We start from the raw sequence: 19,470 nt of genomic DNA, 5'->3' as shown, positions 1-19,470 counted from the left end.
TTTCGAGTTCTGGTGATCGCGCTGCGTGATCGCCCAGCGGCGTGCAGGAGTGCGACTGCTGCCGAAGTGTCAGGCGGTGACCGGGTCTGGTGGCATCCAGAGGTGGCACACGAGCGCGTCGCGCAGGACGGTCATGACGTCCAGGCCGTGTTTGAGGGCGGTGGACAGCGCTGGTTCGTGTTGTTGGCTGGGGATCAGTCGACGAGTGCTCTGTGCCGTTCTCATTCGGCGTCGTGCTGTGGGGGAGTCCGCGACTCTGTTACGTGGCCGTCGGGCAAGGAAATGTCCAGTTGCCGACACCAGGATCGGGGTGGTGTCCATCCCTCGGCCGGCGTGAAGTTCAGATGCAGCAGGCAGGCTGTGCTGGGCACCGGCCCGCCCAGGTGGCGAGTTCCATGCGCGGCCGCCTCGCCGTCAGGGTCGAATGCACCGTTGTTGTAGTCGTTGTAGGGGGTGCCGAGGTCGTCCTCCGTGGACAACATCCAGTACCAGAAGAAGGGGCCCTTGGTTTCCTCCTCCTGCTGCCGCAGTCCGGGCACGAACTCGTAGTGCAGCACGCCGCCGGCGTCCGTCAACTCCAGCCCGCGGGCGACGACGTGGTGGCCTTCCACCAGCTCTCCGAGATCGACGTCGAAGACGATGTCGAGACGTATCGATCCGCCCATCCTGGAGAGGTAGGCGTCGGTGGCCGTGCGCGGCGGAATCTGGAACATGACATCCAGCATCGGGCACGATCAGCAACCGGCCGACCATAGGACGTCGCCACCGCCTGTAATTTTGCCCGAAAGTATGATCTTGGCTGCTGCTGACCCTGCTTTCGGCCGATACCGTCCCCGCGGGCGGCCCTGCAGGATTCGGCCCTATGCCTCGCGAAGAGTTCCCCCGAGAACCGACCAGCCATCCCGGTCACCGTCTCCCGCACGACGCCACCGCCTCGACCGCTCCGCCCGCGTCCGGCCGGCCGCAGACCGGTGCGCTCTCCTCCGGCCGGCCGCGGATCATCGCGCTCGACGTACTGCGTGGGTTCACGTTGTGCGAGATCCTGTTCGCCAACATCCAGCTGATCGCCAATCACGGCACCGCCGTCGTGACGCAGCCCATGGGTGACTGGGATCCGTGGCTCGGATTACCGATCTTCTCCCTGCTGTTCGGCATCGGGTTCACGCTGCTGCTGGACTCCGCCGCCGACCGCGTCTCCCGCCCGTGGCTGGTCCTGCTGCGACGGCTGGTGGCGCTGCTCGCGATCGGGCTCGTCCACATGGTGTTGTGGCCCGGGGAGATCCTGACCAAGTACGCGGTGGTCGGCGTGCTGGTGCTGCTGCCCTCGTCCTGGCTGCCGCGATGGGCCGTGGCTGGCCTCGCCGCCGTGCTCGTTCCGGTGGCGCTGTTCGGCGGGGGAGGGCCTCTGCTGATCGCCGGGCTGTTCCTCCTCGGCTCGGCACTGGTCCGGTACGGGGTGATCGAGCGGATCGAGCGATCCACCCGAGGGCCGCTCCTGCTGGGGCTGGTCTTCGCGGCTGGGGCGGCCACTGCCCTGTGGGTGCACGCTCAGGTGGCGACCGGAGCGGATCCGATGCAGCCGTCGTTCCCGTCCAGCCTGGCCGATCTGCTCATCGCCGGCGTGGTGGTGTGCGCCCTGCTGGTCCTGCTCAGAACGCCGCTGCGGCCGGTGTTGCGGGTCGTCTTCGCGCCGCTGGGCCGGATGGCCCTGACCAACTACCTGACCGCCACGCTGCTCGTCCTGGCGGCCAGTCGCGTCCTCGGCCTGCCGGTCGGCCAGTCCTTGCAGGTGGCGTTCGTGACCGCGGGGGCCATCCTCGCGGCCCAGTGGCTGCTGTCCGCCCTGTGGCTGCGCCGCTACCGTCAGGGCCCGCTCGAATGGCTCTGGCGCTGGGCCACCTGGGCCCGCCGCCCGCCCTTCAGCCGGGTCGGTACGTGACGAGCTCGGGCCAGTGGGCCGCCACTCATGTGCCCTCGGGAATGCTGACGAAGCTGCCCATGCCTCGCACGGTGTAGATGGAGCCCTCCTCGCGGAGGGCTCTCATGGTCTTGTGCGCCGTCATGCGGGCGATGCCGAACTCCTGCATGAGGTCGTTCTCGCTCGGCACCCGGGAGCCGGGACGGTATGTCCCTTCGGCGATGCGCTCGCGAATCACCTGGGCAACCTGCTGCCATCGGGGCTGGTCTTCGCGGAACTCCATCACCAGGCCACTGTAGAAACCTGTGCATTTCCATCGATCTCCGGATGGCTCTATGGTGCCCTATAGACAACCGCGTACTGCACTCCTACCCTGTCGGCATGACACAACCTCCCCACGAGCTCGACCTCATCCGGCAAACCTTCCCTGACTGGTCGTGCTTCCGCAGCGACGCGGGCATCTTCTATGCGACGCGGCGCGGCATCAGGCTCAGCAACACGGCAATCGAACGAGGGCTCCAGCAGACTGTGAGCGCCGATGACGTAGCGAGTTTCGTGGAGCGTCTGCGCGACCAGACCGGCAGGCGTACGACGCCATGACGGTCCCGGAGCCGTTCGCCTGGGGCGACTACCATGGCGTACACGTGCCGGCTCCTCAGCCTGGGGCTGAACGGGTGGACTGGCAACGATGCCATCCACGCGGTTGCCGGATCCGGGTCAATGACTTCACCTGCAACTGCCGGCGGCCCTCGTATGAGCTGTGTGCGGCAGGGGGCCTGTCGTTCATTCGCCGAGCGTCCAGAGATGACGGCGCATCAGTGATCGTCGAGAGTCCTTGGACGTCGGTCCGCGAGGCGCAGGTGCTGTGGCTGCGTATTCTGAGCGGTCGAGCGTGGTGACACGTCGCCCCATGCGAGGAGTTCTGTATCCGAATTGCACCATTCGGTGATCCTTGTACACTCTTGACAGTCTTCGCGACAAGATCAACCGATCGTCGTTAACGCTCGCTGGGGTCGCAATCATGCTGGAAACCGCATTCTCCGCCAAACTCTGGATGGGAGCGGGGGGTGGCGTCCAGGACGCGGTGCGCGACCTGCGGATCGGTGTGGACGAGTTCTGCGACGCGATGGGCGAGCGGCCGTTCGGGAGTGACGATCTGGGCCGGGCCCTGTACGAGGGCGATCGGGCGCGGAAGGCGCCGGGTTTCGTGGGGCTGCGCGACGCCCTGCTGGAGAACCTGGTCGGTACGGTGAACCTGCTCCAGGGCATGGGAGCCGGAATGGTCAACGCCGGCATCGTCTACCGCAGCGCGAACAGCGCGACCATGGATGTCCTGACCGGACGGAGGTCCTCGCAGTCCCCGCCATCCGCGGCGTTGGAGGAGATCGAGGAGTATCGGCCGGCGATCGAGGGCGGCAGGCTGCCCTCGACGGTCCCGCCACCCGGTTTCGTGCAGCAGGCGGCATGGTTCTTGCAGGCCATGGGTTTCGGGTGCGCCTACCCTGACGGCGACATCGGCAAGGTGAACGTGCTGCGCGAGGCCGCGCTGAAGATCGGCCGCGTCGTCGACCGGGTGGCGGAGGAGGTCGATGAGCACGCGGGGCGGGTGATCACGTCCGGGGACGGGCCGAACACGGACGAGTTCAAGAAGGCCGTGAAGATGCTCACCGGCGAGAAGGGGCTGCTGGAGGAGCTGAAACGGCAGTCGGATGAGCTCGCCGAGTACTGCCGGACGGGGATGGACGCGATCTCCAAGGCGCAGTGGCACTACTGGGTGGCCGCCGCCTACGTGGTGACCTTGGTGTACGTGGCGATCGTCATCAACCCCTACCTCAACGCCGCGGCGGCGAGGGCCATCCGGCTGGAGGGGATGGCCCTGCAGATCACCTTGCGGATCATTCGCGAGGCGGTGCTGGGCATGGCCTTCGCCGGCGGGCTGAACGTGATCGACCAGCTGTTCACCACCGGTGACGTCGACCTGAAGCAGCTGCTCCAGACGACATGGCACGGGGCGGTCGCCGGCGGCCTCATGGGCGGCGCGCACGGCGCCCTGCCCTCGCTTCTGCGCAGGGGCGGTCCGCTGCTGACCGGCCTGGCCGCGGCGATGGAGAAGCCGGGTTGGGAACGGGTCCTCTCCCGCCTCCTCGTCGGGGGAACGGTGAGCACCGGCGCCCTGGCGACGGCCGGATGGGCGAGCGGGTACGGCTGGGACTGGAAGCACGCCGCACAGGCCGGCTTCGGCATGGCCCTCCTCGGCACCGGCGCGGAACTGGCCGGCAAGACATTCATGGCCGGCCGGCAGCGTGTGTCTCCCGAGCTGGCGCTGCGCCTGCCACGGGAGCCCTTCCCCAAGAAGGGGATTCCGTGGCTGCGCAGCCCCGAGAAGAGGTGGATGGAGTTCAAATGGTCCATGGCGTTCATGCCGCTCGCCGCGCCCGTGGCCGGCTTCACGGCGTTGGTGAAATTCCTCGAGGATGGCAAGAGTCCCTTCATGACGCAGCAACGGCTCGGCAAAAATGGCGAACTTTTCAACATGTGGAAATTCCGCTCGATGAAGAGCGCCGATGGCATGGATTCCAGCCTGGGATCCGCAGATACCCGGATCACAGACTTCGGCAAAACCATGCGAGAGGCCGGTTGGGACGAACTCCTGCAGTTGCCGCAGGTCGCCATGGGGAGGATGTCGTTCATCGACCCCCGCGGCCTGGTGGACGCGACACATCGAGAAATGGCGCGCGATCTGAGTCCGGAGGTCAACCACACGTGGACGACCGGCAAGAAGGCGGTCACTGCGGGGATGTGGAGCCACTTCGGGTACTACAAGGAATACTTCGGCTATGAGGCAGCTTCCCCGCAGTTCAACCAGCTACGAGGGAGGCTGGACAACTGGTATTTCCAGCACGCCAATGAGACGATCGACCGGGAGCATTTCCGCAAGGAATTCGGGAAGATGATGAAAGCCTGGGGCTCCGCGGTGACGGGGGGAGGGAAGGGCTGAGCCCGTTTCGCGTGCCCATATGCGAAGCGGAACCGCTCGGGGCGGGTGTCAGGGAGGCGGCGGCTTGCCTTCTCACTTCACCAGCAGACTCGACAGGGCAGAGCGGAAGGCGTTACAGGATGCCTGGAGGGTTCTCGAAGTCCGGGTGGCATGAGGTCAGAAAGCGAACGCGGTGGTGGCGTCTCCGGTCCGGTAGAAGCCGACCATGGTGGTGTTGAACTCGGCCCGCCGTGCGGCCCGCACGCTGATGGCGTCGATTCCGTGCGACATCAGGTGCCCGTTCATCATCGTACGGCCGGTGCGTTTGTTGCCATCGAAGTAGAAACGCTGGAGAGCGGCGAACAAGAAGTATGCCAATGCCTGCTCGAACGGCGACTCGATCTCGGCCCGGATGGTTGCCACGCCGGCCGTGAAGATTCGGCGAAGGTTGTCTCCTCCAGGCTCGGTCGGAGGCGGCATATATCTGCCGTGTTCTCCCAGGCTGACTCCGGGTGTGAGAGTAAGCGGGCCTTCTCCTCTGAAGTGCCCCACTTCGAGAGCCTCGCCCTGTGCGATCAGCTGCTGGAAATGATCCGACGTCGGCCTGTCCAGCGTGAACTTCTCGGATTTTACGACCCTGACCAACTCCTTGGCCGACTCGGCGAGGTTGACCACCTGCCGTTCGTCGCTGATCTTGCGACCTCCCACCGTGATGCCGTCCATAATCGTTTGCACTTCTTGGTAGGTGAAGGGATTTCCCTCCAGCGCGGCGGCATCCCACACGAACTCCGGGAGGGCGCGCTGATAGCGCCAGACGGCCCGCTCAACCGAGTGCACACCCACGTCTTCGCGGGTGGTGCCTGGGATCAGGCGACTTTGGAGATCGTGCGTACGGAGGCGGCGTGCCGGTAGACCTCGCCCGTGGTGGTGTCGAAGTACGGTGACGACACGGCGTCGTACCAGCCCTGGGCGTCCCGGTTCCAGGTGAGGCTGTTGACCCCGACCAGGGTGCCGAGCCCGCGGTTCTCGTTCCAGCCGACCAGCCAGGGTCCGCCGCTCGCGCCGTGGCTGAAGTCGCACGGCTGGAGCTGTACGCCCTTCTGCAGGTCGAAGGCGGGGGCCACGGCTGCCCACAGGGTGGTGCCTCTCTCGCAGCTACGCAGCTTCTTGCCGTTGAACGGGTTGCTCCTGTCGGGTTGGGGGCCCGCCGGGTAGCCGAACGAGAACGCCGAGTAGGTGGACGGCTTCTTGTTGAGGTCGAGTCCCTGTCCGCCGACGTTGTCCTGGAGCCGGCCGATGTCCTTCATGGCGTAGGAGTTGTTCTTCTTCGTCCAGGTGAAGCCGCGGTGCACGGTCACGAAGGCGTAGTCGTAGTCGTAGTCGCCCTTGCCCGACCAGTCTTCGTGCATGCTGATGGCGGCGCCGACGTAGATGCCCTGGGATGCCTCGCCGTTGGGGCCGGGGTTGGGGACGAAGATCCAGGAGTCGGCGGCCCTGGCCTGGCGCGAGTCGTACGCGCAGTGGGCGGCCGTGGCGACGACGCTGCGGTTGCGGGCGGCGACGGCGCTGGCCGAGCACCAGTACTCCTTGTCGCCGAAGCGGAAATAGACCTTGCCCATGGTGGTGGCCGTCTTGCCCTTGCGCGGCATCGCGGACGCCACGCTCTGCGCGGCGAGGGTGCGCCTGATGGCGGCGACGGGGTTGCTCTGATCCGTGGCGGTCTGGGGCTCGGAGGTCGGGGCGGCCTTGGCGCCGGGCGTGGCCGGGCTGTAGTTGTCGGCCACCTTGAGCCGGTCGGGCTTCCAGTGCTCGGCGACCCTCTTCACGTCCGCCTGGGTCGTGGCCAGGGGGACGGCGTACACCTTGCTGTTGGCGGCGCTGTTGGCCGTGGCGTCGGCGATCCCCGTGAGGGCGGACAGCACGAGCAGCGCGCTGCTCAGTGCAGCGAGCGCGACGTGCCTGGCCCGGGGGATCATCTTTTGCCTTTCTTAGGGTCGTAAGGTGGGATTTTTCCAGATGTACAGACGGTATTGCAGCGAGGATAGAGATTCGTTACCTGATCAAGGGTGCACTTCGCACTATAAGGAACGTGTCAGGCATCCACTCTGGATACCTCTAAATGATCATTAATCGCATCGTTTCCCCAGGTCAGCGTGGGTGTGCGGACTTGATGATGTGTCGGGAAATGTCGTCATTCAGGTGGCTTTCGGGGTCGATCGAGTGGCGCACGCCACGTCGCCGCCCGCCCCATTCCGCCGCCAGGGGAAGGCCCCGGATCCCACCCGGGAACCGGGGCCTGGGGTGCGGGCTCGATCACGGCATGTTGCCGGTCCAGCGGTTGGCGGCGGCCTTGTAGACCTTGTAGGTGTCGGTGTTGAAGTACGGCGACGAGATGTGGTCGTAGCGGTCGTTGCCGTCGGTGTCCCACGCGACGCTGTTGACGCCGATCAGGTAGCCGGTGCGCGACGCGCTCTTGTAGGAGTAGAGGAGTGGCCCGCCGCTCGCTCCGGCGGTGAAGGAGCACTTGAGGCCGACGTGCTCCTGCAGGTTGTACTTCTTGGCCTCGGGCATCGGCTTGGTCTTGCCGTAGCACCACTTCATCGTGCGCCCGCTGAACGGCTTGTCGCCGTCAGGGTGCTCGCCGGCCGGGTAGCCGAAGGAGAACACGGTCGCCTTCGTGCTCCGGTTCCAGGTGAAGCCCTGACCGCCGACGTTGTCGCCGAGGCGGCCGACGTTCTTGACCGTCCACCTCCAGCGGCCCCTGTCCTTCGCCCAGTCGACCTTGATGCCGTTGTAGACGTTGACGAACGCGTAGTCGTAGTCGAAGTCCTCCTTCACCAGGAAATCGTCGTGCGCGTTGAACGTCTTGGCGGCGTAGATGCCGTAGGGCGCTTTTCCGTCCCAGACGCTCTTGCCGTCCCAGTACGACGGAATGAAGACCCAGTTGTCGTAGAAGGTGTTCTTCTTCGTGTCGTACACGCAGTGGGCGGAGGTCGCCACGAGGTTGCGGTACTTGCCCTGCACCGAACTGGCCGAGCAGTAACGCCAGTTCTTCGGGTTGCGCGGGTCGGCCTTGGGCAGCGTGAAGAACACGCGTCCGACGGTGTTCGGCAGGTTGACCTGCTTGCTCTTCTTGGTCTTCGTCTTCTTCTCCCCGCCGATCGGCGGAACGGATCCGGCAGGGCCGTCGGGGGTGCTGTTGCCGCCCCTGATGCCCTTGGTGGTCAGGTCGATGGTGTCGTCGTGGTCGGTCGCCCGCTTCACGCGGTCCGGCGTCCAGAACTGGATCGCCTGCTCGGCGGGGGTGGCCGCGTTCTTGGACACGACGTCTGAGGGTGCCGTCGCGCCGGCCGCGGCGCCGCTGACCGTTCCCGCGGCCAGTCCGACGGCCACCAGGCCGGCCAGCGGGATCGCGACGCGCCTTGCTCGGGAATTCATGGAGCTCCTCTCGGCTTTCGGCGGCCCAGAGCGGGGTGCTGCGCCCCGGGTGGGCCAGGAAAACGTTCGGAACGTTAATGAATGGCCGGACCGGCGGCCAGGAAACGACGGGAAAAAGCATGGCCCGGTTCCGTTCCGTTATAGAAATAGCGAGATCGCATGTATTCCTGATCGGCATTTCCGCAGGTGGAGGGTGCCGGTATTTCTTCTCCGGCAACAGTGGTAACTCGCTTTATCAGACACCACTGCTTATCAACCGAATATTATTCTGGTTAGATGGTTTCATGGATCCTCGCACGCCCTGCCTCATTGGCATCGCACAACGCACCGTTCGCGAGCAGCCCGGCCCGGAGCCGCTCGCCCTGTGGGAGGAGGTGGCGCGCGCGGCCACCGCCGACGCCCGCCTCCCCGCCGGGCGGCTCGACTCGATCCAGCTCGTCCACACCGACTCCTGGCAGTACGACTCCCCGGTGGGCCGCCTCGCCGAGCGCCTCGGCGCCGTGCCGCGCCACCGCGCCTACTCCAAGGTCAGCGGTACGGCTCCGCACCTGCTCATCGGCGAGGCCGCCGCGAGGATCGCGGCAGGGGAGATCGACTCGGCGCTGGTCGCCGGGGCTGAGGCGCTGGCGACGCGCCGGGCGTACCGGCAGGCGGGCGAGAGCGTGCCCTGGAGCCATCCGGCCGTGCCCAAACCCCCGTACGGATGGGAGCGGCCGCCGCATCCGGCGGCGCTGGCCCACGGGCTGTTCATGCCGGTGCACACGTACGCGATCATGGAGACGGCGCGGCGGGCGGCGCTCGGCCTCACGATCGAGGAGGAGATGCGCGAGCGAGGGCGCATGATGGCGCCGATGACCGAGGTGGCCGCCGCCAACCCGTACGCCTGGCGCAGGACCGCGCGCACCCCAGGCGAGCTGGTGCACGGCAACCGCTTCGTCGGCTGGCCCTACACCAGGAACACGGTCGCCGTCATGGAGGTGGACCAGGCGGCCGCCGTCGTCCTGGCCAGCTCGCGGCTGGCCGACCGGCTCGGGGTGCCCGCCGGCCGGCGCGTGTACCTGCGCGGGTGGGCGTACGCGGAGGACACCTGGGAGGTGGCGGCGCGGCCCGCGCTCGGCCGCTCGGAGGCCATCGGCAGGGCCGCGGAGGCCGCCTTCAAGCGCGCGGGGCTCGGGCCGGACGACGTGCACGCCCTCGACCTCTACAGCTGCTTCGCGATCGCGCTGCGGCAGGCGTGTGACGCCGTCGGGCTCGACCCGCTGGACCGGCGCGGGCTCACGGTGACCGGCGGGCTGCCGTACGCGGGCGGGCCGGCCAGCGGCTACGTGCTGCACTCGACGGCCACGATGGCGGGGCTGCTGCGCGCGCAGCCCGGGCACGGGCTGGTGACCGGGGTGGGGATGCACCTGACCAAGCACGCCTACGCCGTCTGGTCCACCGAGCCCGGCGGGCTGCGGGGCGGGCTGCTCGATGCGGCCGCGCCCGTGTTCGTGGCCGAGGAGGCGCCGATCGTGCCGGCCTTCTCGGGGGAGGCGGTCGTCGCCGGGTACACGGTGGCGCACGGGCGGGACGGCGCGCTCGAACGGGGGGTGCTCGTGGTGGACGTGCCCTCCGGCGGGCGGGCGTACGCGGTCGTGACGCGGGACGAGCTGCTGGCCGACGCCGAGTCGCGCGAGCTGGTCGGGCAGGTGGTGCGGGTCGCGCACGACGGCGAGGTGAACGTGGCGACCTGGTGATCCTCTAAAGTGGGTGCAAAATCTGTGACCGCTCGACTACTATCCGGTGTTGACATTTTTATGTCACTCGCCCACGCTGGAGTCATGCGGAGGACCACGGTGCGCATCGACGAGACGCTCCTCAACGAGGCGAAGGCATACGCGGCGAGAAACGGACGCAGTCTCAACTCAGTGATGGAGGACGCCTTGCGGCAACTCATCAACCGCTCCACGGAAGTGGCGGAGCGCCCCCGGATCACCCTCCCGGTCTCCGGGGCGGCATCCGGTCCGAAGCTGACCTGGGCCGAGATCAAGGAGATCCTGGAGCAGGAGGACATCGAGCGTGCACTGGGGGCCGACCGTGCGGATGCTTGACACCAATGTCTTCTTCAACGCGCAGCGGCGTGACGCAGAGCACCACGAGCAGTGCCATGCCATGCTCGCGGACATCCTGCACGGCGACGAGGCCTACGCCGTCAGCGACTTCGCGCTCAACGGCTTCATCCGCGTGGTGACCAACAAGCGCGTCCCGGGCGCCACCTCGTTCGAAGACGCGCGGAAGTTCGCCGACATTGTGCGTCACCAGCCGCATGCGGTCGTGGTCCATGCCGGTCCCCGGCACTGGGAGATCTTCGTCAGGCTGTGCCGGGAGGCGGGGGCGTCGGGCAAGCTCGTCCCCGACGCCTACCTCGCGGCGCTCGCCATCGAGCACGGTTGTGAATTCGTGACCTGCGACAAGGATTTCGCCAGGTTCGAGGGCTTGCGCTGGCGGTCCCCCCTCAACTGAACTGGAGGAAAGGGCGTAAGCCAGGCTACTCGGCGAGGAACGTCGTGGCTGACCGGTTCGACGTCATCGAGTCAGGCGGCGAGCGCGGACGCCGCCGCTGGATCGGGCTGGCGGTGGTGCTGGCGCTCCTGCTGGTCCCTGCTGTCAGCCTGCTCGTCAGCCGGGAGCCCGAGCGCGGTCCCGAAGGTGAGGCCGTGCTGCCGCAGCCGGTCCCCGAGCCCATCAGGTCCTTACGGACGATCGACAACCCGCCCAACGTCCTGCACGCCCAGGCGACGGAGAAGGGCGGCGACGAGGTCATCGACGTGGTGTTCCCGCACGGGGCGCGCGCCGAGGTGCGCTATCCGGCCGACCTCGGCCTCGCCGAGATGGGCGTGCGACCGTTCCAGGGCGCCTGGGTGGAGGGAAACTACCGCCAGTTCGTCGCCCCGTACGGCGGCGAGACGCAGATCACCCAGGGCGGCGAGCCGATCAGGAACTACGCCCCCAACGTCACGCTCTGGCCGCGCCAGGCGGGCAGCGGCGGCTACGGGCAGGTGCTGATGTTCGCGTTCGGACCGTGGCGGCTGGCGATGTACGACCGGGGGAGGGGGCTGTCGTTCGAGCAGCGCACGGCGCTCGCCGAAGGACTCCGCGGCAAGGTGACGAAGGGCGGCTACCTGGTGTTGTCGGCCGCCCGCTCGGCAGACGGCGTGCGGCTCGCCGAACCGGGAGACACCGTGCGGGGAGAGCCGGTGGGGCCGCAACTGTGGTTCGGCGGCGGGGCGGGGACGATGGTGGTGCTGGCGCCGGCGCCCGGCTGCAGGAGCACCACCGCGATCCCCGACGTCATCGACGGGCGCGGGCGGCCCGTCGACTCGGCGTGCCGCGGCGGGGTGCAGGTCACCGTCACCGGCCCTTCCACGTTCCGCGACCAGGCCATCAAGGGCATCCGGATCGCGTTCGAGTAGGACGTGCGACGCGCGGCGGCAGGGTGGCGGGCCGTCGAGCGAAATCTTGTTAGTAGGGTGCGGCCATGTTCGCCGTAACCGCCACACAGACCGATCCCGACAATCCGCTCGCCGGGCTGACGCTCGGAGAGCACCCCGAGCCCAAGACGCCGGACGGCTGGACGACCGTCTCCGTGCGCGCCGCCGCGCTCAACCACCACGACCTGTGGACGCTCAAGGGCGTCGGCATCCGCCAGGACCGGCTGCCGATCGTGCTGGGCTGCGACGCCGCCGGCGTGGACGAGGACGGCAACGAGGTCATCGTGCACGCGGTGATCGGCTCGGGCCCCGACGAGACGCTGGACCCCAGGCGCAGCCTGCTGTCGGAGACGTACGACGGCACGTTCGCCGAGCGGGTCGCCGTGCCGCGCCGCAACCTCGTGCCCAAGCCGGCCGCGCTCAGCTTCGAGCACGCCGCCTGCCTGCCGACGGCCTGGCTGACCGCGTACCGCATGTTGTTCGACAAGGCCGGGCTCCAGCCCGGGGCCACCGTGCTGGTGCAGGGCGCGGGCGGCGGCGTCGCCACCGCGCTGATCGCGCTCGGCCGGGCGGGCGGCTACCGCGTCTGGGCGACCAGCCGCACGGAGGCCAAGCGCGAGCGTGCCCGCGAGCTCGGCGCCGACCAGGTCTTCGAGACGGGAGCGCGGCTGCCCGAGCGGGTCGACGCCGTCATGGAGACCGTCGGGCAGGCGACCTGGGACCATTCGCTCAAGTCGCTCAAGCCCGGCGGCCGCATCGTCGTGTCCGGAGCCACCAGCGGCGCGGTCCCGCCCGCCGATCTCAACCGGGTGTTCTTCCTGCAGCTGTCCGTGGTCGGCTCGACGATGGGGACGCGCGACCAGCTGCAGCGGCTGGCGGTGTTCCTGGAGCAGACCGGCGTGCGTCCGGTCGTCGACCGTACGGTGCCGCTGGCCGAGGCGCGGGACGGGTTCGCGGCCTTGGCGGCGGGAGAGATCTTCGGGAAGATCGTCTTTTCCGGATGAATAAGTAAATGGTTACTTCTGGTGCTCCTGGGTGATACAAGCAGAGAGAGCCGTATCACCCGGGAGGCCGTCAGCATGGACGTCGAACCCTTCGGCCCAGGTTCGCTGCACTGGGACACGGCCGGCGAATATCGCAACCTGCTCGTGGCCGGCAGCGCGCTGGTCCTCCAGACCATGCACCCGGCCGTGGGCGCGGCCGTCGCCGAGCACTCCACGTACAAGTCCGACCCGTGGGGGCGGCTCACCCGCACGCTCACTTCCGTCCAGACCTGGGTGTACGGCGGCCCCGGCGGCCCGGCGGAGGGCGAGCGGCTCAGGAGGCTGCACCGGGACATCAGCGGCGTGGACGAGCACGGCAGGCACTACCACGCGCTGAACGGCGAGGCGTGGGCCTGGGTGCACCTCTCCCTGTTCGAACGCTTCATCGCGCTCAACCGGTGGTTCGGCACCCCGTTCACCCACGAGCAGGAGGAGCGGTTCTACGCCGAGTCACGGCAGCTCGGCGCGATCCTGCGGGTGCCCGAGCGGGAGATGCCGGGCGATCTGGCGGCGTACCGGCGGTACTTCGACGACATGGTGGCCGACCGGCTCGAGCCGCATCCGACCGCGCTGGAGGTGCTGGCCGTCATGCGCGACACCCCGGCGCCGCCCGCTCTGCCCCGGCCGCTGCGCGGGCTGTGGGCGCCGGTCGGGGTGGGGTCGGGGGAGTTCAACCACTTCGTGACCGTCGGCACGCTGCCGCCGTCCGTACGCGGGAAGCTGGGGCTGCGATGGGCGGCCCGGGACGAGCGGCGGCTGCGGCAGGTCGGGCACGCGGTGGCGACGCTCACGCCGCGCCTGCCCGAACGCCTGCGCTACATGCCCATCGCCTACCGTGCCCGCCGCGCCGCACGGAGGGCACGTCGTGTCGAGCGTCTCCTGCGTCCGGCCTGACGCCCGCGAGCCCGTCCGGCGCGGGACGTGTCAGCGTTCGAGGATGTCGCGGACGTTGCGGGCGGCGTCGTCGAGCGTCACGCGCAGTGCCGCCACCTTCTCCGGCGTCAGGCGCGTGCCCGACGCCTCCTCGCGCGTCTGGGCGACGAAGTCGGCCAGCAGCTCGCCCAGCTCGGCGTCGAGGTCGGCCCGGTTGGGCGGCGCGCCCCCGAGCGTGGCCCAGACCTCCGACCAGATCCTGCGCCATTCCTTGCTGAGCCGCTCGCCTTCGCCCTGCCAGTGGTCGGCGTGCTCCATCCACTGGCGTTTCTGCTGCTCCTTGAGCCGCCTGAGGCCCTCCCTCTGCTTGTCGAGCAGGTCTCTGGCGTCGTCGTGGCCGCTGGTCCGCACGTCCTTGGCCATCCGGGTCAGCTCGTCGCGCAGCGACTTGACGGTGTCGCGGACGTCCTCCTTGACCTCGCGGGCGATGTCGCGCACGGAAGCGGAGATCTCCTCCTCCAGGTCGTCGAGCTCGTCGAGCCGGTCGTTCAGCTCCTCACGACCCCGGTCGGTGATCGAGAAGACCTTCTTGCCCTCGACCACCTCGTGGGTCACCAGGCCCTCCTCCTCCAGGCGGGCCAGGCGGGGGTAGATCGTTCCGGGCGAGGGCGAGTAGACGCCGAGGAAGCGGTCCTGGAGCAGCCTGATGACCTCGTAGCCGTGGCGTGGGCTCTCGTCCAGCAGCTTGAGCAGGTACAGCCGGAGCCGGCCGTGACCGAAGACAGGGCTCATTCCTTCTCCCCCTTGAGCAGCGTGACCTCACCGGAGACCGTGATCGCCGAAAGCGAGGCCATGCCGCCACCCAGCCGCCCCGACAGCGCCTTGGAGCCGGGGCCTCCCGTGTTGGACAGTTCATCGAACGTGCTGACGAGCCTGCCCGAGGTGGATCTGAGGCTGACGTCCGCCTCGACGTTCTCCGGCAGCCTGACCAGGATGTCACCGGAGACGCTGTTGAGCGTCACGTGACCCGTGGGACGCAGCGCCAGGTCGGCCGTGAACCGGCCGGAGATCGTGGTGGCCTTCAGCCTGCGCGGAGAGCCGTCGGCCACCGTCAGGTCGCCGGAGACGCTCTTGAACGCCAGGTCGCCGGACATCGCACGGCTCTCGACAGGGCCCGACACGGTGTTGGCCAGCACGTCGCCGCTCACGGCGTCGAGCACGATCTCGCCCGACACGCTCTTGACGTGGGTCCTCGTCTCGAACCCGGCCACCACGGCCGGTGCGGTGACCACGCCGGCGTTGACCCTGCACGTCTTCGGCACGGTGATCGACAACACCGTCCTGCGGCGGTCGCGGCGCAGCCAGCCGAGCATGCCGTCCCACGTCAGGTCCTTGTAGGCGACGGTGAGCGACCGGGTGTGCTCGTCGTAGGTCACGATGAGCGGCGCCGCCGAGTCGACCTCGGCCACCTCCAGCGTGGGTGGGCCCTCGCTGGCGAGCACGGCCAGCCGGCCGGCCACGATGCGTACGTCCAGCGTCTCCACCTGGTCGAACGTGAGCTGCTCGGGTGCCTCGATCGCCCACTGTTGCATGATCCCTGCCCTTCTTGGCGACACGTCTCCTAGGGACACGATATGTCGCGTCTGGCGAGATCTCAAGATGTATCGCGTTTGTGGGCGTCAGGAACGGGTCATTCGTCGTCCTCGTCGTCCAGCCGCGCCAGCCACGTGGCCAGCCGCTCGACGGGCGTCTCGAACTCGGGATTGAGGTCGACGAACTCGCGTAGCCGCTCGCCGAGCCACAGGAGGCTGACCTCCTCCTCGCCCCGGCGCTCGACCAGCTCCTCGATCCCCCGATCGGTGAAGTACATCGTCGTCCATTCCTTCCACCGGGCAACGTGCCCGGCTCAACCTGTCAGAACGCCAGTGAGCCCCCGGACAGGCCGGGGGCTCACCGTGCGGGCCTGCTTCAGCCGAAGAGCTGCTCGACAATGGCATCGAGCTCATGGTCGTGCGTGTTGTGCGAGCCCGTGGCCGGCGAGCTGTTGGGGGTGCGCGACACCCGTCGCAGCCGCCGCCCGCCCAGGACCTGCGGGTCCTCGGCCAGCTTGAGCGTCAGGTAGGGCCACGGCCCCATGTTGACCGGCTCGTCCTGGGCCCAGACCAGCTCCACCTGCTCGCCGTAGCGCGCCAGCTCGGCGGCCAGCTCGTCGGACGGGAACGGGTAGAGGCGCTCCAGCCGGACCAGGGCGACGTCGTCACGGCCCGTCTTGTCGCGCTGCGCGGCCAGCTCGTAGTAGAGCTTGCCGGAGCAGAGCACGACCTTGGTGACCTTGCCAGGGTCGACCGTCGTGTCGCCGAGCACCGGCTGGAAGGTGCCCGAGGTGAAGTCGGACGCCTTGGACGTGGCCGCCTTGTGCCGCAGCAGCCACTTGGGCGTGAAGACCACCATCGGCTTGTGGCGCTTGGACTCCACCTGCCAGCGCAGCAGGTGGAAGTAGTTGGCCGGCGTGGTCGGCTGCGCCACCGTCATGTTGTCGAGCGCGCAGACCTGCAGGAAACGCTCGATGCGGGCCGAGGAGTGGTCGGGGCCCTGGCCTTCGTAGCCGTGCGGCAGCAGCAGCACGACCGAGGACTTCTGGCCCCACTTCTGCTCGCCCGACGAGATGAACTCGTCGATGATCGTCTGGGCGCCGTTGACGAAGTCGCCGAACTGCGCCTCCCAGGCGACCAGCGCGTCGGGCCGCACGACGCTGTAACCATATTCGAAGCCCAGCGCCGCGAACTCGCTGAGCAGCGAGTCGTAGACGTAGAACTTCGTCGTGCCGTGGTTGAACGTCTTGAGCGGCGTGTGGTCGGCGCCGGTCATCCGGTCCACCAGGACGGCGTGGCGCTGGGTGAACGTGCCGCGCCGGGAGTCCTGGCCGACCAGGCGCACCGGGTGGCCGTCGATCAGCAGCGAGCCGTACGCCAGCGTCTCGCCCATCGCCCAGTCGATGGCGTCCTGCTCGACCATCTGGCCGCGACGCTGCAACACCGGCGCCAGGCGCGGGTGCGGCGTGAAGCCCTCGGGCAGGCTCAGCTGGGTGTCGACGATGCGCTTGAGCGTCTCGTCGCTGATCGCCGTCGGCGTGTCGTCGTGCGACCACTTGACCACCTCGGCCGGCGGCACCCGCATGGCGCCCGCCTCCAGCGGCTTCTTGGCCGCCTCTCGGGTCTCGGTGAACGCCTGCTCCAGCTTGGCCTGGTAGTCGCGCAGCGCCTGCTCGGCCTCCTCGACCGTGATGTCGCCCCGGCCGATCAGCGCCTCGGTGTAGAGCTTGCGGGTCGAGCGCTTGGCGTCGATCAGGTCGTACATCAGCGGCTGGGTGAAGGCCGGGTTGTCGCCCTCGTTGTGGCCGCGGCGGCGGTAGCAGATGAGGTCGATGACGACGTCCTTGCGGAACGCCTGGCGGTATTCGTAGGCCAGCTCGCCCACGCGCACCACGGCCTCGGGGTCGTCGCCGTTGACGTGGAAGATCGGCGCCTGGATCATCCGCGCCACGTCGGTCGCGTAGACCGACGAGCGGGACGAGGCGGGCGAGGTGGTGAAGCCCACCTGGTTGTTGACCACGACGTGCACGGTGCCGCCGGTGCGGTAGCCGCGCAGTTGCGACAGGTTGAGCGTCTCGGCCACGACACCCTGGCCGGCGAAGGCCGCGTCGCCGTGGACGAGGACGGGCAGGACGGTGAAGCCCTCCTCGCCGCGCTCCAGAAGGTCCTGCTTGGCGCGGACGACGCCCTCCAGGACCGGGTCGACCGCCTCCAGGTGGGAGGGGTTGGCGACCACCGACGCGGTGATCGTCTTGCCGCTCGGCGCGGTGAACTCGCCCGTCGCGCCCAGGTGGTATTTCACGTCGCCGGAGCCGTGCGCGGTGCGCGGGTCGATGTTGCCCTCGAACTCGCCGAAGATCTGCGCGTAGGACTTGCCGACGATGTTGGCCAGCACGTTGAGCCGGCCGCGGTGGGCCATGCCGATGACGACCTCGTCGAGGTCTTCGTCGGCGGCGTCGCTGATCACCGAGTCGAGCAGCGGGATCAGGGACTCGCCGCCCTCCAGCGAGAAGCGCTTCTGGCCGACGAACTTCGTCTGCAGGAACGTCTCGAACGCCTCGGCGGTGTTGAGCCGCGACAGGATGTTGAGCTGCTCGTCGCGCTCGGGCGACTTGTGCGGCTTCTCCACCCGCTCCTGGATCCAGGCCCGCTCCTCGGGGTTCTGGATGTGCATGTACTCGATACCGACCGTGCGGCAGTAGGAGTCGCGGAGCACGCCCAGGATCTCGCGCAGCTTCATCAGCGGCCGGCCGCCGAACCCGCCGGTGGCGAACTCCCGCTCGAGGTCCCACAGCGTCAGGCCGTGCGACTGGATGTCGAGGTCGGGGTGCTTGCGCTGCTTGTACTCCAGCGGGTCGGTCTCGGCCATCAGGTGGCCGCGCACGCGGTAGGCGTGGATCAGCTCGAGCACCCGCGCCGACTTGGACACGTCGTCGTCGTGCGACGTCGACACGTCCTGGACCCAGCGGACCGGTTCGTACGGGATCCGCAGCGACTCGAAGACCTCGTCGTAGAAGCCGTCCTCGCCCAGCAGCAGCCGGTGGATCTGGCGCAGGAAGTCGCCCGACTGGGCGCCCTGGATGATCCGGTGGTCGTAGGTGCTGGTCAGCGTCATGACCTTGGAGACGGCCAGGCGCGAGAGCGTGTCGGGCGAGGCGCCCTGGTATTCGGCGGGGTATTCCATCGCGCCGACGCCGATGATCGTGCCCTGGCCGGGCATCAGGCGCGGCACGGAGTGCACGGTGCCGATGGTGCCGGGGTTGGTCAGCGAGATCGTGGTGCCGGCGAAGTCGTCGACGCCGAGCTTGCCGCCCCGCGCCTTGCGGACGACCTCTTCGTAGGCCATCCAGAACTGCCGGAAGTCCATCTCCTCCGCGCCCTTGATCGAGGGCACGAGGAGCTGGCGCTCGCCGTTGCTCTTCTGCACGTCGATCGCCAGGCCGAAGCCCACGTGCTCGGGCTTGACGAGCGTGGGCTTGCCGTCGATCTCCGTGTAGGAGTAGTTCATCTCCGGCATGGCGCGCAGCGCCTTGACGATCGCGAAGCCGATCAGGTGGGTGAAGGACACCTTGCCGCCGCGGCCCCGCTTGAGGTGATTGTTGATCACAATGCGGTTGTCGACCAGCAGCTTGGCCGGGATGGCGCGCACGCTGGTCGCGGTCGGCACCGACAGCGACTGCTCCATGTTGGCGGCCGTGCGGGCCGCGGCCCCGCGCAACTTCACCTCCTCGGCGCCCTTGGGCACCGGGGTGGCCGGTTGCTTCGGCTTCTCGGCCGCAGGTGGCGCCTTGGGCGCCGCCTTGGGAGGCGCGGGGGCGGTCACAGTGCCGTTCCCCGCCTCCTTGGCCGGGGACCGGCCCGGTCCGTAGTCAGGGTTGTAGTCAGCGAAGAAATTCCACCAAGCCTTGTCGACCGACTCGGGGTCTTGGAGGTATTTCTGGTACAGCTCGTCGACAAGCCACTCGTTCTGACCAAAGCTTGCCAGCGGGTTTGTCCGCGACGACTCAGACGACACGGCGGAAATCGCCCTCTTCCGCAGATCGGCGTTGATGTTAGAGAACCTTTCCAAGGCTACTCGCCCGGACTGGCAGCGCGCGCCTAGGTGGGCGTGCCGCCACGCACGATCCTCTCAGGACGGCGCGATGAGGTCACGACCCCC

At 68.3% G+C, this 19,470-nt stretch carries 18 protein-coding genes; 9 read left to right on the top strand and 9 right to left on the bottom strand.

The window, feature by feature from the left end:
- Nucleotides 1-221: 221 nt before the first annotated feature.
- Nucleotides 222-713, bottom strand: a complete 492-nt coding sequence (locus ACZ6SA_RS17970; protein ID WP_465829031.1) for a hypothetical protein — start codon at nt 711-713, stop codon at nt 222-224.
- A gap of 149 nt (nt 714-862) precedes the next feature.
- On the opposite strand from ACZ6SA_RS17970, the gene ACZ6SA_RS17965 reads away from it, so the two are divergent.
- A complete protein-coding gene (locus ACZ6SA_RS17965; RefSeq protein WP_465829029.1) occupies nt 863-1,939 on the top strand; it encodes a DUF418 domain-containing protein in 1,077 nt (358 codons plus the stop codon).
- Between the two features lie 25 nt (nt 1,940-1,964).
- On the opposite strand, the gene ACZ6SA_RS17960 is transcribed toward ACZ6SA_RS17965, so the two are convergent.
- Nucleotides 1,965-2,201, bottom strand: a complete 237-nt coding sequence (locus tag ACZ6SA_RS17960; RefSeq protein WP_347618857.1) for a GntR family transcriptional regulator — start codon at nt 2,199-2,201, stop codon at nt 1,965-1,967.
- Nucleotides 2,202-2,299: 98 nt separating this feature from the next.
- Here ACZ6SA_RS17960 and ACZ6SA_RS17955 point away from each other — a divergent pair, with 98 nt between their 5' ends.
- Nucleotides 2,300-2,518: a hypothetical protein gene (locus ACZ6SA_RS17955; protein ID WP_465829027.1), complete on the top strand. Its 219-nt coding sequence runs from the start codon at nt 2,300-2,302 to the stop codon at nt 2,516-2,518.
- A gap of 352 nt (nt 2,519-2,870) precedes the next feature.
- On the top strand, nt 2,871-4,916 hold the full coding sequence (locus tag ACZ6SA_RS17950; RefSeq protein WP_465829025.1) for a sugar transferase: 2,046 nt from the start codon (nt 2,871-2,873) through the stop codon (nt 4,914-4,916).
- Between the two features lie 156 nt (nt 4,917-5,072).
- Here the strand turns inward: ACZ6SA_RS17950 and ACZ6SA_RS17945 are convergent, their stop codons facing one another.
- The 3 genes from ACZ6SA_RS17945 to ACZ6SA_RS17935 all read right to left on the bottom strand — a co-directional run bounded on the left by ACZ6SA_RS17945 (nt 5,073) and on the right by ACZ6SA_RS17935 (nt 8,333).
- The gene (locus ACZ6SA_RS17945) at nt 5,073-5,732 is read right to left on the bottom strand and encodes a Fic family protein (RefSeq protein WP_465829023.1); all 660 of its coding nucleotides are present in this window, start codon (nt 5,730-5,732) and stop codon (nt 5,073-5,075) included.
- A 29-nt stretch (nt 5,733-5,761) separates the two neighbouring features.
- Nucleotides 5,762-6,871 (bottom strand): trypsin-like serine peptidase, encoded by a 1,110-nt coding sequence (locus ACZ6SA_RS17940; protein ID WP_465829021.1) that lies wholly within the window; start codon nt 6,869-6,871, stop codon nt 5,762-5,764.
- Nucleotides 6,872-7,208: 337 nt separating this feature from the next.
- Entirely contained in the window at nt 7,209-8,333 is a 1,125-nt protein-coding gene (locus ACZ6SA_RS17935) for a trypsin-like serine peptidase (protein WP_347645529.1), read from the bottom strand.
- 284 nt (nt 8,334-8,617) lie between these two features.
- On the opposite strand from ACZ6SA_RS17935, the gene ACZ6SA_RS17930 reads away from it, so the two are divergent.
- From ACZ6SA_RS17930 to ACZ6SA_RS17905, 6 genes are all read left to right on the top strand, one after another.
- Nucleotides 8,618-10,069 (top strand): acetyl-CoA synthetase, encoded by a 1,452-nt coding sequence (locus ACZ6SA_RS17930; protein ID WP_465829019.1) that lies wholly within the window; start codon nt 8,618-8,620, stop codon nt 10,067-10,069.
- Nucleotides 10,070-10,168: 99 nt separating this feature from the next.
- Nucleotides 10,169-10,423, top strand: a complete 255-nt coding sequence (locus ACZ6SA_RS17925; protein WP_443156287.1) for a hypothetical protein — start codon at nt 10,169-10,171, stop codon at nt 10,421-10,423.
- Nucleotides 10,416-10,835 carry a type II toxin-antitoxin system VapC family toxin gene (locus ACZ6SA_RS17920; RefSeq protein ID WP_443156327.1) on the top strand — a complete coding sequence of 140 codons (420 nt, stop codon included), beginning with the start codon at nt 10,416-10,418 and terminating at the stop codon, nt 10,833-10,835. The genes ACZ6SA_RS17925 and ACZ6SA_RS17920 overlap by 8 nt, the downstream gene beginning before the upstream one ends.
- 44 nt (nt 10,836-10,879) lie before the next feature.
- The gene (locus tag ACZ6SA_RS17915; protein WP_347645526.1) at nt 10,880-11,785 is read left to right on the top strand and encodes a hypothetical protein; all 906 of its coding nucleotides are present in this window, start codon (nt 10,880-10,882) and stop codon (nt 11,783-11,785) included.
- Between the two features lie 65 nt (nt 11,786-11,850).
- Entirely contained in the window at nt 11,851-12,807 is a 957-nt protein-coding gene (locus ACZ6SA_RS17910; protein ID WP_465829015.1) for a zinc-binding dehydrogenase, read from the top strand.
- A 75-nt stretch (nt 12,808-12,882) separates the two neighbouring features.
- Nucleotides 12,883-13,740 (top strand): oxygenase MpaB family protein, encoded by an 858-nt coding sequence (locus ACZ6SA_RS17905; RefSeq protein ID WP_347645524.1) that lies wholly within the window; start codon nt 12,883-12,885, stop codon nt 13,738-13,740.
- A 30-nt stretch (nt 13,741-13,770) separates the two neighbouring features.
- Here ACZ6SA_RS17905 and ACZ6SA_RS17900 read toward each other — a convergent pair whose 3' ends face one another.
- The 4 genes from ACZ6SA_RS17900 to ACZ6SA_RS17885 all read right to left on the bottom strand — a co-directional run bounded on the left by ACZ6SA_RS17900 (nt 13,771) and on the right by ACZ6SA_RS17885 (nt 19,326).
- Nucleotides 13,771-14,511: a PadR family transcriptional regulator gene (locus ACZ6SA_RS17900; protein ID WP_465829013.1), complete on the bottom strand. Its 741-nt coding sequence runs from the start codon at nt 14,509-14,511 to the stop codon at nt 13,771-13,773.
- Nucleotides 14,508-15,311 carry a DUF4097 family beta strand repeat-containing protein gene (locus ACZ6SA_RS17895; protein WP_347645522.1) on the bottom strand — a complete coding sequence of 268 codons (804 nt, stop codon included), beginning with the start codon at nt 15,309-15,311 and terminating at the stop codon, nt 14,508-14,510. The genes ACZ6SA_RS17900 and ACZ6SA_RS17895 overlap by 4 nt, the downstream gene beginning before the upstream one ends.
- A gap of 98 nt (nt 15,312-15,409) precedes the next feature.
- Nucleotides 15,410-15,589 carry a DUF6104 family protein gene (locus tag ACZ6SA_RS17890; RefSeq protein ID WP_020544136.1) on the bottom strand — a complete coding sequence of 60 codons (180 nt, stop codon included), beginning with the start codon at nt 15,587-15,589 and terminating at the stop codon, nt 15,410-15,412.
- A 98-nt stretch (nt 15,590-15,687) separates the two neighbouring features.
- A complete protein-coding gene (locus ACZ6SA_RS17885) occupies nt 15,688-19,326 on the bottom strand; it encodes a multifunctional oxoglutarate decarboxylase/oxoglutarate dehydrogenase thiamine pyrophosphate-binding subunit/dihydrolipoyllysine-residue succinyltransferase subunit (protein WP_347645521.1) in 3,639 nt (1,212 codons plus the stop codon).
- Nucleotides 19,327-19,470 lie beyond the last annotated feature (144 nt).

Source organism: Nonomuraea sp. NPDC049378 (genome assembly GCF_055586745.1).
Note: the sequence above shows the minus strand (reverse complement) of the source record. Positions and strands in the feature narration are given on the sequence as shown.